The organism is Arthrobacter sp. FW306-2-2C-D06B (assembly GCF_021789175.1).
Lineage (GTDB): Bacteria > Actinomycetota > Actinomycetes > Actinomycetales > Micrococcaceae > Arthrobacter.
This window is the reverse complement of record NZ_CP084560.1, coordinates 1,898,255-1,912,150: the sequence shown is the minus strand read 5'-3', so window position 1 is coordinate 1,912,150 and position 13,896 is coordinate 1,898,255. Positions and strand designations below refer to the sequence as shown.

At 62.8% G+C, this 13,896-nt stretch carries 14 protein-coding genes; 12 read left to right on the top strand and 2 right to left on the bottom strand.

Features of this window, described 5'->3' with window-relative positions:
• The first annotated feature begins 42 nt into the window (after nucleotides 1-42).
• Together panD and panB are read left to right on the top strand one after the other, a co-directional pair.
• Nucleotides 43-471 carry an aspartate 1-decarboxylase gene (gene panD, locus LFT47_RS08970; RefSeq protein WP_236817357.1) on the top strand — a complete coding sequence of 143 codons (429 nt, stop codon included), beginning with the start codon at nucleotides 43-45 and terminating at the stop codon, nucleotides 469-471.
• A 2-nt stretch (nucleotides 472-473) separates the two neighbouring features.
• On the top strand, nucleotides 474-1,385 hold the full coding sequence (panB, locus tag LFT47_RS08965) for a 3-methyl-2-oxobutanoate hydroxymethyltransferase (RefSeq protein WP_236817355.1): 912 nt from the start codon (nucleotides 474-476) through the stop codon (nucleotides 1,383-1,385).
• Nucleotides 1,386-1,446: 61 nt separating this feature from the next.
• Here panB and LFT47_RS08960 read toward each other — a convergent pair whose 3' ends face one another.
• Nucleotides 1,447-2,475: an aldo/keto reductase gene (locus tag LFT47_RS08960; RefSeq protein ID WP_236817353.1), complete on the bottom strand. Its 1,029-nt coding sequence runs from the start codon at nucleotides 2,473-2,475 to the stop codon at nucleotides 1,447-1,449.
• A gap of 100 nt (nucleotides 2,476-2,575) precedes the next feature.
• On the bottom strand, nucleotides 2,576-3,457 hold the full coding sequence (locus LFT47_RS08955; RefSeq protein ID WP_236817351.1) for a helix-turn-helix transcriptional regulator: 882 nt from the start codon (nucleotides 3,455-3,457) through the stop codon (nucleotides 2,576-2,578).
• A 154-nt stretch (nucleotides 3,458-3,611) separates the two neighbouring features.
• On the opposite strand from LFT47_RS08955, the gene LFT47_RS08950 reads away from it, so the two are divergent.
• The 10 genes from LFT47_RS08950 to LFT47_RS08905 all read left to right on the top strand — a co-directional run bounded on the left by LFT47_RS08950 (nucleotide 3,612) and on the right by LFT47_RS08905 (nucleotide 13,831).
• Complete coding sequence (locus tag LFT47_RS08950) at nucleotides 3,612-4,850, top strand: MFS transporter (protein WP_236817349.1); 1,239 nt, start codon at nucleotides 3,612-3,614, stop codon at nucleotides 4,848-4,850.
• Between the two features lie 112 nt (nucleotides 4,851-4,962).
• Entirely contained in the window at nucleotides 4,963-5,730 is a 768-nt protein-coding gene (locus LFT47_RS08945) for an SDR family NAD(P)-dependent oxidoreductase (protein ID WP_236817343.1), read from the top strand.
• Nucleotides 5,731-5,749: 19 nt separating this feature from the next.
• A complete protein-coding gene (locus LFT47_RS08940; protein WP_236817334.1) occupies nucleotides 5,750-6,529 on the top strand; it encodes an SDR family NAD(P)-dependent oxidoreductase in 780 nt (259 codons plus the stop codon).
• 52 nt (nucleotides 6,530-6,581) lie between these two features.
• Nucleotides 6,582-7,733: an FAD-dependent monooxygenase gene (locus LFT47_RS08935; RefSeq protein WP_236817328.1), complete on the top strand. Its 1,152-nt coding sequence runs from the start codon at nucleotides 6,582-6,584 to the stop codon at nucleotides 7,731-7,733.
• 63 nt (nucleotides 7,734-7,796) lie between these two features.
• Nucleotides 7,797-8,999: an MFS transporter gene (locus tag LFT47_RS08930; RefSeq protein WP_236817320.1), complete on the top strand. Its 1,203-nt coding sequence runs from the start codon at nucleotides 7,797-7,799 to the stop codon at nucleotides 8,997-8,999.
• A 162-nt stretch (nucleotides 9,000-9,161) separates the two neighbouring features.
• Entirely contained in the window at nucleotides 9,162-10,748 is a 1,587-nt protein-coding gene (locus tag LFT47_RS08925; RefSeq protein WP_236817318.1) for a Na+/H+ antiporter, read from the top strand.
• A gap of 442 nt (nucleotides 10,749-11,190) precedes the next feature.
• Entirely contained in the window at nucleotides 11,191-12,033 is an 843-nt protein-coding gene (locus LFT47_RS08920; protein WP_236817316.1) for an SDR family oxidoreductase, read from the top strand.
• Nucleotides 12,034-12,090: 57 nt separating this feature from the next.
• Nucleotides 12,091-12,417, top strand: coding sequence for a carboxymuconolactone decarboxylase family protein (locus tag LFT47_RS08915; protein ID WP_236817314.1), 327 nt, complete (start codon nucleotides 12,091-12,093; stop codon nucleotides 12,415-12,417).
• 26 nt (nucleotides 12,418-12,443) lie between these two features.
• On the top strand, nucleotides 12,444-13,322 hold the full coding sequence (locus tag LFT47_RS08910) for an aldo/keto reductase (RefSeq protein ID WP_236817312.1): 879 nt from the start codon (nucleotides 12,444-12,446) through the stop codon (nucleotides 13,320-13,322).
• Nucleotides 13,323-13,432: 110 nt separating this feature from the next.
• Nucleotides 13,433-13,831 carry a (R)-mandelonitrile lyase gene (locus tag LFT47_RS08905; RefSeq protein WP_236817305.1) on the top strand — a complete coding sequence of 133 codons (399 nt, stop codon included), beginning with the start codon at nucleotides 13,433-13,435 and terminating at the stop codon, nucleotides 13,829-13,831.
• Nucleotides 13,832-13,896 lie beyond the last annotated feature (65 nt).

Genomic DNA, 13,896 nt, shown 5'->3' with positions numbered 1-13,896 from the left:
TGTCTTTGAGGCCCTTAAGAAGATTTAGTGCCAATGCAATTCATGAATCGAACAATGTTCAAGTCCAAGATCCACCGTGCCACGGTCACGCACGCTGACCTGCACTACGTCGGCTCCGTCACGGTGGACCTGGACCTGCTCGAAGCGGCCGATATCCTGGCCGGCGAGCTCGTCGCGATCGTTGACGTCACCAACGGCAACCGTCTGGAGACCTACACCATCGCCGGTCAACGCGGCTCCGGTGTGATTGGCATCAACGGGGCCGCCGCACACTTGGTCGACGTAAACGACGTCGTCATCCTCATCAGCTACGCCAGCATGACAACCGAAGAAGCCCGGGCCTACGCGCCCAAAGTGGTCCACGTGGACAAGCACAACGGGATCGTCCAGCTTGGCACCGACCCCGCCGAAGCCGTCACCGAGGGGATGATTCGCCCGCCCTTCGCCAGCGACTACGGCTCGGTGAACTAATCATGGACATAAGGAACAGCTCTCGTCCAAGCACGACCGCCGAGGTTTCGGCCCCCGGTCCTTCCGGGCCCGGTCTTCCCGGGCCCGGTCTTCCCGGGCCGGATGCGGCTAAGAAGCCGGTGGGCAGGATCCGCATCCCTCATCTGCAACAGGCAAAGGCCGATGGGAGGCGCTTCGCCATGCTCACGGCGTACGAACAGTACAGCGCGGAGATCTTTGACCAGGCGGGCATTGAGGTATTGCTGGTTGGCGATTCGGCGTCCAACAACGTGTTTGGAAACGGGAACAGCCTGCCCGTCACGGTCGATGAGTTGCTTCCGCTATGCCGCTCAGTTGCGCGTTCGGCACAGCGCGCCCTCGTGGTCGCCGACCTGCCGTTCGGCAGCTACGAGGTCTCCGTGCAACAGGCGGTCGCCACGGGTATCCGGTTCCTGAAGGAGGGCCTCGCTCACGCTGTCAAAATTGAAGGCGGCAGCTTTTACGCTGAGACCGTCCGGGCTATGGTCCAGGCCGGCATACCGGTCATGGCACACATCGGCTTTACCCCGCAAAGCGAACACGCACTTGGCGGCTACCGCGTCCAGGGACGGGGGGACGACGCTCAGCGGCTGATCGAGGACGCCGTGGCCTTGGCGGAGGCCGGCGCTTTCGCTGTACTGATGGAAATGGTGCCGGCATCAACCGCTGCGGCCGTTGATGCCGCCGTCCCGGTTCCGACGATCGGCATCGGCGCCGGGAATGCGCCGACCGGGCAGGTTCTGGTGTGGCCGGACATGGCCGGTCTGCGCGGCGGAAAGATGGCCAAATTCGTCAAAAAGTATGCGGACCTGAGGACCTCACTGTCCGAAGCCGCCAAAGCGTATGGCGAGCAAGTCCGTTCGGGGCAGTTCCCCGGTCCCGAACATTCCTTCTAACCGATCTCCGGAAGAAGCCCCGCCCGCCACACACCTTGGGGCAGGGCTTCTTCGTACTTCGTCAGCGTCGTCGTGCTGCCGGCTGCAAAGCTGGGTTGTCGTAGCCGCCGTCAGCGGGGTTGATGGTCGTGCCGGGCGTGACTAGCTCATCGATTCGATCCAGGGTCTCCTGTTCGAGAACGACATCAGCTGCAGGCAACTGGGATTCGAGTTGTTCCATGGTTCGCGGCCCGATGATCGCAGAGGTGACCGCCGGGTGATTGACAACGAAAGCGATGGCAAGCTCGATCAGGGTCATCCCCGAGTCTTCGGCCAGCTCATGAAGTGCCTCGGCGACCTCGAGTTTCCGTTGGTTCTCTTCCAGCGACATGTCGAACCGCGCAGCAAGCCGCTGCCGGGCTGCGGACGTGGGTGTAGAGCCGCCGGACTCCTTGCGCCAGCGGCCGGAGAGCCAACCGCCGGCCAGAGGGCTATAGGTTAGGACGCCCATGCCGTAGCGCGCTGCCGTAGGCAGCACGTCTGCCTCGACGCCGCGAGTGAATATCGAATACGGCGGCTGTTCAGTGACAAATCGCTGAAGACGACGGTCACGGGCCACCCACTGTGCATCGACGATTTGGCTTGCCGGGAAGGTTGAAGCACCTATATAGCGGATCTTGCCCTGATGCACGAGGTCGGTGAGCGCACCGAGGGTCTCCTCGATATCCGTATCTGTACGTGGCCGGTGAACCTGGTACAAGTCGATGTAGTCGGTGCCCAGGCGTCGCAACGAGTCTTCGACCGCGCGGATGATCCATCGCCGGGACGAACCCTGTTGGTTGGGGTCCTCCCCCATTGAACTATGGAACTTCGTCGCGAGAACGACATTGTCCCGGCGCCCGCCAGTCAGGGCCTTGCCGACGATTTCCTCCGACTCGCCCGCTGAGTAGACGTCCGCAGTGTCAATGAAGTTGATGCCGGCATCGAGAGCGGCGTTGATGATGCGAATCGACTCATCATGCTGCGGGTTGCCCCATGCGCCGAACATCATTGAGCCGAGGCAGAGTTTGCTGACGGACACGCCTGTGCGCCCGAGTAGACGATATTCCATTCGTTTCTCCTTGGGAATTGCTTTGATCCTGGGGTGGCTACGTGGGTCTTCAGGGCAGGGGGCCTGCCGTCGAGAACTGCCGCGAAGGTTGCGGCAGGTGTTAGGTCGTTCCCCTGGCATCCACGGCATTGGTGGCGTCAGTCGTCGCCGCCCAGCTGGAAAGCAGCTGCAGAGCGTCGTGGGACGGGGACCCTGGTTCGGCGCTGAAGGTTATGAAGGTCAGTCCGGGGTCGGCAATGAGCTCCATGACCTCGAAGTCCAGAGTGAGATCACCCACGGACGGTAGGTGGATGCGTTTTGTTCCGCTCTTGTGCTGGTGGACGTTGTGCGCGGCCCAGCGGATGCGGAACTCATCGCTTCGGGTGGAGAGCTCACCGATGAGATCTGATACCTGGCGGTCGTGGGGATCGCGGCCCGCCGCGGCTCGCAGCATGGCCACACATTCATTCGCGGCGCGGTCCCAGTCAGGGGCGAAGTCACGTCCGCGGGGGTCAAGGAAGATGAACCGCGCCTGGTTCGGCGGCAGAATCGTCGTGTCGAATTGAGCGGCGTAGAGAGCCCGGCCCATCCGGTTGGCCGCGATAATGTCGAGCCTGCCGTTCTGCACAATCGCGGGGAGCTCCGTCATGGCATCCAGCATCCGCTGCACCGTTGGCCTGACGAGCTGCTGCGGAGGCCGCTGGCGACGGGGGCGGACGGTGTTTTCCGAGGCGCGGATCAGGTCACGCAAGTGCCGCTCTTCAACGTCGTTAAGGCGCAGGGCCAGAACCAGTGACTCGAGGATGCTCTCGGAAACGCCGCCGAGGTTTCCGCGCTCAAGCCGGCTGTAGTACTCGACACTGACCTGGGCAAGCATCGCGACTTCTTCCCGGCGCAGCCCGGGCACACGGCGGCGTCCGTACGACTGAAGACCGACCTGCTCGGGAGTCAGCCTGGCCCGCCTGGAGGTCAGGAACTGCTGAATGTCATCACGGGTGCTCATGCCTTCAACGGTATGCCGCACGCCTGGCCGTAGCCATGCCCTCTCAGTACATGCCTTAGGCGGGTCTGTTTGGGGCGGTTTGTTCCGTGGTCTCGTAGATATAGACGGCGATCAACCGCCGGCCCCACCTTCAATCAACCAAAGGTTCACCCACATGCCTTCCACCCCAAAGAAAGCCAAGTTGCCGCTCATTGTGCTGCTTCTGGCGATCGGTACCTTCCTGATGAGCACCACGGAGTTCGTCATAGCAGGCCTCCTACCCGATATGGCATCGGATCTCGGTGTCGGCGTCTCCCAGGCAGGCCTATTGATCACTGCATTCGCGATCGGAATGATCGTCGGTGCCCCCACCATTTCGGTGGCCACCATGCGGCTACCCAAACGCCTGACTCTCGTGCTCTCCCTGATTCTTTTCGCGTTCGGCCACATCATTGCCGCAGTGAGCCCGGCCTTCGAGATCGTGCTTATTGCCCGAGTAATCACGGCCGTGGCGACCGGGGCCTACCTGTCAGTCGCCGCCGTCGTCGCTACGTCGGCCGCCGGGCCCGAAAACGCCTCCCGCGCCATGGGGGCAATGATGAGTGGCATGGGCCTGGCCATCGTGGCCGGCGTGCCGCTGGGCTCCTTCATCGGTCAGGCCATCGGCTGGCGCGGCATCTTCTGGGCACTCGCGCTACTGGCGGTCATTGCAGCAGTAGTCATCGGCCGGCTCGCCCCCGCCGAAAAGCACCAGGAAGCCGTCTCCATCCGGTCCCAGCTCGGCGTGCTGCGCCAGGGCAAGCTGTGGCTGGTACTCGCGGCCACCGCACTGGTCTCGGGCGGGTTCCTCGCCGCGTACAGTTATATCTCCCCGCTCCTCACCGAACGCACCGGCATCTCCGAAGCAGCTGTGCCGCTGCTGCTAGTCGGCTTCGGGATCGGCTCCCTCCTCGGCACCGTCGTCGCCGGACGCACCGGCGACCGCAAGCCACTGGCCACCTACTTCGCCATCGCGGCCGGCTCGGCACTGGTGATCCTCCTGCTGATTCCGCTCTCCACCTTCGTCGTGCCGACCATCGTGCTTGTCGTCCTCCTCGGCTTCACAGGCATGGGCGTCACCGCGATCGCGACCCCGCTGGCCGTCCGCTTCGGACACGCCGGCCCCTCGCTCGCCGCAGCGCTCACCGTCTCGGCGTTCAACGTGGGCATCGCCGCCGCTACCTGGCTCGCCGGCGTGGCACTCGACTCGGCACTCGGCACCACCGGCCCGTCAGTGGTCGGTGCAGCGATGGCAATCCTGGGACTTATCCCCCTGATCGTCCTCGCCCTCATTCGCGCCACCCGGAACCCCGTATCCGGCGCGGTCGAGCACACAGCCGACATGACGACGCTTGAGCGCGACCTTCTCGTCTGAACACGACCTGTCAGACCCCGAGGCCTCCCAGGTCCTGATTGACGGCCAGGGCGGGGCCGTTTGACCGCCCCGCCCTGGCACCACCCCCCGAATCAAGAGAAGGACCATCCGTATGGCCCGCATTTTCATTACCGGCTCGACCGACGGACTCGGCCTCGCCAGCGCCCGAACGCTTTTGAGCGAAGGCCACGACGTCCTTCTGCACGCCCGCTCCACAGAACGCGCGGCCGCCCTCGCTGTACTCGCACCGCAAGCGGCCGGCATCGTTGTCGGCGACCTCAGCAACGCCGTCGAAACCCGGGACTTGGCCGAGCAAGTCAACGCCCACGGACGAATGGACGCCATTATCCACAATGCTGGCGTCTACCTTTCCTCGGGGCGCATCCCGACGCCGGAAGGACACTCCCGCACCCTTGCCGTCAACGTGCTCGCCCCCTACCTGCTCACCGCGCTGATCGAACGGCCGAGCCGCCTGATCTACATCAGCAGCGGAATGCACCTCGGAGCCAGCGCTGATCTCCAGGACATCGACTGGACCCAACGGCACTGGAATGCCAGCGGTGCCTACTCCGAGAGTAAGCTCCATGTTTCCGCGCTCTCTGCGTCAGTCGCCCGCCGCTGGCCAGACGTTTTCAGCAACTCAGTGGACCCTGGCTGGGTGCCAACCAAGATGGGCGGCACCGGTGCCCCAGACGACCTTGCCATGGGCCAGGATACCCAGGCCTGGCTCGCTGTCAGCGACGAACCCGCCGCCCTGGTCTCCGGTCAGTACTGGCACCACCGCCGGCAACAGAAACCAGCCCCGGAAGTCACCGACATCGGCTTCCAAGACAGACTCACCGACAAACTCGCCGAACTGACCGGCACCACGCTTTTCTGAATTACACAACGAACAGACCATGAAGGGACACACCATGCAGCTGGAAGGCAAAATCGCACTCGTCACGGGTGCAGGCACGGGAATCGGCCGCGGAACGGCGCGCCGTCTCGCCGAGGAAGGCGCGTTCGTGTACGTCACGGGCCGGAACCTCGAACCTCTCGAGAAAGTTGCCGGCGACATTGGCGATCGTGCCCGAGCGGTCCGGGCAGACGTCACGATCAAGGCAGACATGGAGCAACTCGCGGACCTAATCCGCCGAGAGCACGGCGGGCTCGACATCATCTTCGCCAACGCCGGAGGGGGCCACCCGATCCCCCTTGAACAGATCACCGCGGAAGACTTCGACCGCCAATTCGGAGTCAACGTCAAGGGCGTCCTGTTCACCGTTCAGACCATGCTGCCGGTACTGCACGACGGAAGCTCCATCATCATCAACACCTCAATCACCGCCGACATGGGGCTCGCAGACTTCAGCATCTACGCCGCGACGAAGGCCGCCGTACGGTCCTTCGCCAAGAGCTGGACAACGGATCTAAAGAACCGCCGTATCCGCGTCAACGGCGTCAGCCCGGGGGTTGTGCCCACCGAGGCCTACACGACCGAGCTGGGCATGACCGAAACCCAGGTACAGGAGTACATCGACCGGGTTACTCCTGAGGTCCCGGCCGGCCGCGTTGGGACCGCCGAAGACATCGGCGACGCGGTCGTCTTCCTTGCCTCCGACTCCAGTAGCTACATCACCGGAATCGACCTCGCCGTCGACGGCGGCATGACACAGGTCTACGCCGGAACCGCCTAGGAAAACACCAGCAGCAACGCGCGGCCAGACTGGCGCCGTCACAAACGACCGCATGAAAACAAGATTGGAGAGCACCGTGCCCACCCAAGCGCGCCACGACAACCATTTCACTGACCGGTCCGCACCGCAACGGTCGGCCGTCATTGTCGGGGCGTCCCTATCGGGACTGATGGCGGCTCTGACTCTCTCCCGTGCCGGCGTCGACGTCACCATGCTCGAGCGCTCTAACGACACCGGCAGGACCGGAGCCGCCATACATGTCGGCGAAGGTCTGCTAGAGCGCATCACTGGACAGGGGGACCTGCAGGCACCGCGTCCGCTCGCTCCGGGGGTGCAGACCTGGTTCGCCGTTCATGGCGCTCTGCGTATGGCTGTCGAGGCCGACCCCGGCATCCAGCTGCACCCGCACACCACGGTACGCAGTGTCGACCAGGATGCCAGCTCAGCTTGGGCAGTCACCGCCGACCGTGGGATCGTACGCGGTGATATCGTGATCGGCGCAGACGGTCACCGCAGTGTCGTTCGGCGCCACGTCGCTCCAGAAAGGCCGAACGCTGCTTTCGCGGGCTACGTCATATGGATCGGCATCGCTGACGAGTACGCAATAGAGGCCCATCACCGCTGGCCGCGAGACGTAGAATTCCTAGGCGGCCGCGACGACCACCTCCTGGGCTATCCCCTTCCAGGGACCGACGGTTCCAAGGCGCAGGGATCGCGCCGACTCGGATGGGCTTGGTACGACGCAAGCAGAAACGGCCTCCTCCGAAAAACGGGAAGCGTGGTTGACTCCGTCGTTCGTCATTCACTCATGCCGGCCGACATTCCCGAAGCAACGTTCCAGGAGCTGGCTCGCGAAGCACGTCAGAAATTCCCTGCGCCATGGCGCGACGCCATCATCGATTGCATCGACCGGCGGGCCGTTATCGGCACCCCGATCGCCGAATACGTCCCGGACAGGCTCGTCAAAGGACGCGTTGCACTTGTAGGCGACGCGGCTCATGTCCCCACCCCTATGACCGGGAGCGGATTCAGTGCGTCGCTGCACGACGCCGAAGCACTCGCCGCAGCTGTTGGCGCCGACCCAGACGGATCCGTCGCCGTCGAGGCTCTCCTCACCTACGAGCATGACCGGCTCCTCAGCGCCCGAAACCTAGTCCTGTCCGGGCAGGATTTCAGCCGTTCCTTCTCCGGTCGCGACGCATAAAAATTGCCCGGACCATGACGCCGGGCTGCGTGCCAACCCAATAGCAGTACGAAAGGAGCCACTTTGGCGAACTCTTCAGTAACGAACGTCCAGTCCACGCGCATGACCCGCAAGCTCACACTCCTCTTCGCGGTTGCCGGAGGCGCCGCCGTCGGCAACCTCTACTGGGCCCAGCCTCTTCTAAAAGAAATTGCCGACTCACTCGATGTCCCAGCGACCTCAGCCGGATTGCTCGTCACACTGACACAGGTCGGGTACGCCGTCGGAATCTTCCTCATCGTCCCGCTTGGCGACACGCTCAACCGGCGCCGCCTGATTCCCTCGATCATGGTCGGATCCGCTCTTGCCCTGGCCGGAAGCGCCCTCGCATCGAATTTCGCCGGCCTACTCATAGCACTTTCTCTCGTGGGCCTGACGACCGTCGGAGCTCAGCTGCTCACACCTCTCGCCAGCGACCTCGCCCGCGATGACGAACGCGGCCGAGTCGTCGGGACAATCGCCTCCGGACTGCTTACGGGCATTCTTCTATCCCGTACCATCAGCGGACTTGTAGCGAACGCCTTCGGATGGCGCGCGATCTACTTTGCCGCAGCCGCGCTGATCCTTGTCCTCGCCTTCGTCCTCGCGGTCGTCCTCCCGGCGACACCGCGCCGCGCAGCTGTACCTTACAGCCGGTTGCTGTCTTCCGTCTTCTCTACAGTCCTCGCCCATCGACCCGTAAGGGTAACTCTGCTAATCGGCGCCACGGCATTCTCGGTATTCACCATGTTCTGGACCGGTCTCACTTTCCTGCTGAGTTCTCCGGCCTTCTCATATTCCGTCACTCAGATCGGTCTCGTCGGCCTAGTGGGCCTCGCCGGCGCACTCGCCGCGCAACGGGCAGGACGGCTGCATGACCGTGGACATTCCGTTGCGGCGACCGGAGCAGCCCTCGGCCTCGCACTCGTTTCACTGGCAATCGCCTCGATGGGCTCGACGAACATAATCACAGTGCTTCTGGGCGTCCTGCTGCTGGACGTGGCGATCCAGGCGGTCAACGTGCTCAACCAAACGCGCCTACTCTCCATTGATCCAGCCGCCCGGAGCCGACTGAATACGGCATTCGTGACGAGCAACTTCATCGGCGGCGCTGTCGGATCGGCCCTTGCCGGCCTTCTATGGGGACTCGGCGGATGGACCGCACTGACGCTTGGAGGAATTGCCCTGATCCTGATTGCACTCACGATTTGGCTTGTAAATCGCCGGAGTGGCTTTATGCAGGCATAGTCTTCAGGATCGTCTTTACGCCCCGGCCGCGTGCTAGCGCAAAGCGTGCACTCGGCACGCCTTGAAGGCACAAAGTACGCTGGCGCCGGTGCATGTCTTTTCCCGGGCGGCTGCACATGGTTGACTCGCCTAGAGGCCGCAAACTCTTTGAGAGGGATTGATATGTTGGCGCTCGAAGTCATGGTGATCCTCACGGCAGCCGTCCTCCTCTGTACGGTCGTGGCACGTCGTCTCGGGGTCGCACCTCCTGTGCTTTTCCTTGTCGGCGGCGCTCTGCTGGCCCTCTTCCCAGCGCTTCGCGACGTTCACCTCCCTCCGGAAACCGTACTGCTCCTGTTCCTTCCCGCGTTGCTGTATTGGGAGAGCCTCACAACGTCGCTCCGCGAAATTCGGTCAAATCTGCGTGGCATCCTCCTCATGAGCACCTTGCTCGTCGCCGCTACCGCGGGAGCCGTGGCGGCCGCAGCGCATCTACTTGGGCTCCCCTGGGGGCCGGCTTGGATTCTGGGAGCTGCGGTCGCGCCTACCGACGCGACCGCAGTTGGAACGCTCACGCGATCCCTGCCGCGGCGCAACGTAACCCTTCTGCGGGCCGAGAGCCTGATTAACGATGGAACTGCCCTGGTTCTTTATTCGATCGCTGTTGCAGTTACCGTCGGTGAGGTCAAAGTGGACGCTGCGTACATCACGTGGTCCTTCCTACTGTCTTACGTGGGCGGGGCCGCCACCGGCGCGCTCATCGCCTGCTTCGCCGTCTTCGTCATAAGGCATTTGAACGACGCGCTACTGCAAAACATCGCACAAATCCTGACCCCTTTGGCTGCTTTTCTAGTGGCGGAACTCATCCATGCTTCCGGTGTCTTAGCTGTCGTAGTGGCCGGACTCGTAGTCAGCCGTCTTGGGCCTCGCGTCGGGCGGGCAGAGGGACGACAACAAACGGAGGCGTTCTGGACTTTATCGACATTCCTTTTGAACGCCTCGCTGTTCGTTTTGGTCGGCCTAGAATTGCCGTCGGCGGTTCGCGGGCTTGCCGGGCCCGATTTGTGGATTGGACTCGCCGCCGTGGGCATCGTCTCCGTGATCGTCAGCGGAGTGCGCTTTGCATTCCTGTTCATCGTGACATATGCAATCCGACTATTCGACCGAAGACCCGAGCAAAAACTTCGCCGTGTCAGCCACCGTGAAAGGGTCATCAGCGGGCTCTCAGGATTTCGGGGAGCGGTCTCACTTGCTGCCGCCCTCGCTGTCCCTGAAACCGTCGCATCCGGAGACCCCTTGGCCGACAGAGACATGATCATCTTTGTCACCGCCGGGGTTATTGTCATCACGCTGGTACTACCCGGGCTGCTCCTTCCTGCCGTCGTGCGCTGGGCCAATCTTCCCCCCGACGAATCCGTCGAGCAGGAACGTAGCCTTGCCGAAACACGCTCGCTAGAGACCGCACTTGAGGTGCTGCCCGTTCTCGCCGCAGGGCTAGGCGCAGACGCCTACGTAACAGACCGCGTCCGACTCGAATATGAAACCCGCCTCCGGATCGCCAAAGCCGATGCAACCGAACCCGACGGCGGAATCACCTTGGAAAAGCATGAGCAGGCAACCGCGCTCCGGCTCGCCCTTCTCAATTCAAAACGCGCGACAATACTGCAGCTCCGCGACACCGGAGAAATCGACGACATCGTTCTCAGAGCCATCCAACAAGCACTCGATCTAGAGGAAGTCCACCTCACGGGTCCCACATCTTTCGAATAGGAACCGAAGCGCTTTCTCGTCGGGCCTGCGCGAGGCCGGACGCCCAGGCGCCGGCCACACGACTAATAGCCGACCCAGTCGGACTTAGGTCGAGTGGCCCACAGGAGATCAGGAATTCCGGGGATCGTTTCAAGCATTCACGACGTCAACGTCATACGACGGGCAGTGGCCGGTAGCCATGCCCTGCCAGTACACGGCTTCGCTGTGTCTGTTTCGCGTAGTTCGATCCGTGGTCTTGTAGATAAGGACGACAATCCAACCGCCCATCTCACTCCCGGCCTCAGGTGAAGGTTTTTACCCATATGTCCTCCCGAACTGAGAAGCCCGCGCTGCAGTTCGTCGTGCTTCGGGTCGCGCTCTGGTTGGCAGGCGTTGCGTTGGCTGGACGGCGCAGCCCACCAGAGCGAGGAGCCAACAAATTCACCCTCAACAAAGGAACACTATGACTAAGAAAAAAGTATGGTTCGTCACGGGAGCCGGCCGCGGCATGGGCATCAACATCGCGAAGGCAGCCCTCGCCGCCGGTCATCAGGTCGTCGCAACCGGCCGACGCACCGAAACTGTTACCAAGGCACTCGGGGAGTCCGAGGACCTGTTGATCCTTCCCCTGGACCTGACGAAACCCCAAGACGCCCAAGACGCCACTGCCGCAGCGATCGACCGGTTCGGGCGGATTGACGTGCTGGTCAACAATGCGGCCAACTTCTATGCCGGATTCTTCGAAGAGACCAGCCCAGCCCAGATCCGAGCCCAGCTCGAGACGAACCTTTTCGGTCCAATGAACGTCACACGGGCGGTCCTGCCCGCTATGCGGAAACAGCGCTCCGGGCACGTCATCACGATCTCCTCCCTCGCTGGGGTGGTCGGCTTGGAGTTCATCGCGGCATATGCCACGAGCAAATTCGGCCTCGAAGGCTGGATGGAGTCGCTGCGCTACGACGTGGAGCCTTACGGAATCCGCACCACCATCGTCGAGCCGGGCTTCTTCCGAACAGAGCTGCTGGTCGAAGAGGCCTCTACCGTGTGGCCCGAACTGTCGATTGATGATTATGCCCACCGCACGGCTGCGGCCTTGCCGGAATGGCGGCGCATGAATGGCCAGCAGGCCGGAGACCCGGCCAAGCTCGCCTCTGGTCTCGTGACAATTGCCGGCCAGGACCGGCCGCCGCTGCGCTGGGTCGCCGGAGCCGATGCCGTCGCTGCGATCGAGCAGAAAGCCCACGACCTACTCGAGCAGATCGATGCCCATCGGGACCTCTCCACCTCACTCGCCTACGACGACTGACAGCCTCTGCCCGCCTGGCGATAGAACACTTAAAAATCTGACACAAAGGACATTTCAATGACTGACAGCACGAACGACCAGACCGACATGCAGAAACTGTTCGGTGAATTCGCCCCGAAGCTCGTTTCGCTCACCGACGACCTCCTCTTCGCAGACATCTGGGAGCGTCCCGAACTGAGCCCCCGGGACCGCAGCCTGATCACCGTGGCCGGGTTGATCGCCGGCGGCAACAGCGAGCAGCTCGGATGGCACCTGCCCTACGGCATCACGAACGGGCTGAGCGAGACGGAACTCAAAGAGGTCATCATCCACATGGCGTTCTACGCCGGTTGGCCCAAAGCCGTGTCCGCGATGAACGTCGCCAAGCGGGTTTTCGGCGAATAGCAGCCACGAACCAAAGGAACCACATCATGACTCAAACACACGTCACCCTGAACAACGGCGTGAAGATGCCCGCCCTGGGCCTGGGCGTCTTCCAGTCCGCGCCCGAAGAGACCACCGGCGCGGTCGTGACCGCGCTGCAGACCGGCTACCGGCTGATCGATACCGCCGCGGCGTACTTCAATGAACGCGAGGTCGGCGAGGGCATCCGCCGGTCCGGCATCGACCGCTCCGAGATCTTCGTCGAAACCAAGCTATGGATGAGCGACTACGGCTATGACGAGGCGCTTCACGGCTTCGAGAAGAGCGTGCGCAAGCTCGGCGTCGACCAGGTCGACCTGCTGCTGCTGCACCAGCCTCTTGCATCCGACTTCGGGAAGACCATTGCCGCGTACCAGGCGATCGAGACGCTCCTGACCGACGGACGGGTGCGCGCGATCGGCGTCTCCAACCAGACACCCGCGGAGTTGGACGAGCTGATCTCCCGCACCGGCGTGGTGCCTGCCGTGAACCAGATCCAGGTCCACCCCTACTACACGCAGCCGCAGTGGAGGGCAGCCAACGACCGTCACGGCATCCTGACCCAGTGCTGGTCGCCGATCGGCGGGGCGTACGTTTATCGCGATTTCAAAAAGAACCCCCTCGAGGATTCCGTGATCACCGCTATCGCAGACAAGTACTCCAAGACCCCGGCACAGGTCATCCTGCGCTGGCACCTCGAGCACGGATTCTCCGCGATCCCGAAGTCCGTCAAGGCCCACCGCATCGCAGAGAACTTCGACGTGTTCGACTTCGCCCTGACCACCGGGGAGATTGCGGAAATCGACGCCCTCGACACCGGTGTGCGCGGCGGCCCCGACCCCGACTCGCTCAACCTCGCCTCGCACGGCTTCGTGATCCCCGAATAACAGCGCCACCGGGGCGAGGGGTGCCGCGCCACACAATCACACCCCTCGCCCAGTCACAAATTGCGCGCCGACCGATCGATTCCGACCCGCCAATCTAGAAGGACAGACAATTGGAAATCGAACTCAGAAAACCCACCGCCAAGGGGCCGTCTGAAAAATTCACCGGCGACGTATACATTGACGCCATCATCTCCCGGAAGCCAGAACCGTCCCGGTTCTACGGCTCGCGTGTCCGTTTCACACCGGGAGCCCGCACTGCCTGGCACTCCCACAAAGTCGGACAGACCCTCCTCGTTGAGGATGGAATCGGCCTGGTCCAGTCGCGCGGCGGAAAAATCTACGAGATCCACCCCGGCGAGATTGTCTACTGCCCGCCGAACGAAGAACACTGGCACGGCGCCACACCGGATAACTTCATGACCCACCTCGCCCTTGTCGAAGGGGTCGAAGACAACACCGAAACCGTCTGGCTGGACCACGTCACCGATGTGGAATACAACGCACGTTAACCCCCTGACCGCCAAGACGAAGGTCCCGAAGCACAATTGCTTCGGGACCTTCGGTCTTCAAGTTC

Excerpts from the sequence above, each read along its gene's own strand:
- LFT47_RS08940 (WP_236817334.1), top strand. The coding sequence starts at position 5,750 with ATGAAGGGACACACCATGCAGCTGGAAGGCAAAATCGCACTCGTCACG.
- LFT47_RS08945 (WP_236817343.1), top strand. The coding sequence starts at position 4,963 with ATGGCCCGCATTTTCATTACCGGCTCGACCGACGGACTCGGCCTCGCC.
- LFT47_RS08925 (WP_236817318.1), top strand. The coding sequence starts at position 9,162 with ATGTTGGCGCTCGAAGTCATGGTGATCCTCACGGCAGCCGTCCTCCTC.
- LFT47_RS08915 (WP_236817314.1), top strand. The coding sequence starts at position 12,091 with ATGACTGACAGCACGAACGACCAGACCGACATGCAGAAACTGTTCGGT.
- LFT47_RS08955 (WP_236817351.1), bottom strand. The coding sequence starts at position 3,457 with ATGAGCACCCGTGATGACATTCAGCAGTTCCTGACCTCCAGGCGGGCC.
- LFT47_RS08920 (WP_236817316.1), top strand. The coding sequence starts at position 11,191 with ATGACTAAGAAAAAAGTATGGTTCGTCACGGGAGCCGGCCGCGGCATG.
- panB (WP_236817355.1), top strand. The coding sequence starts at position 474 with ATGGACATAAGGAACAGCTCTCGTCCAAGCACGACCGCCGAGGTTTCG.
- LFT47_RS08950 (WP_236817349.1), top strand. The coding sequence starts at position 3,612 with ATGCCTTCCACCCCAAAGAAAGCCAAGTTGCCGCTCATTGTGCTGCTT.
- LFT47_RS08910 (WP_236817312.1), top strand. The coding sequence starts at position 12,444 with ATGACTCAAACACACGTCACCCTGAACAACGGCGTGAAGATGCCCGCC.
- panD (WP_236817357.1), top strand. The coding sequence starts at position 43 with ATGAATCGAACAATGTTCAAGTCCAAGATCCACCGTGCCACGGTCACG.
- LFT47_RS08935 (WP_236817328.1), top strand. The coding sequence starts at position 6,582 with ATGAAAACAAGATTGGAGAGCACCGTGCCCACCCAAGCGCGCCACGAC.
- LFT47_RS08960 (WP_236817353.1), bottom strand. The coding sequence starts at position 2,475 with ATGGAATATCGTCTACTCGGGCGCACAGGCGTGTCCGTCAGCAAACTC.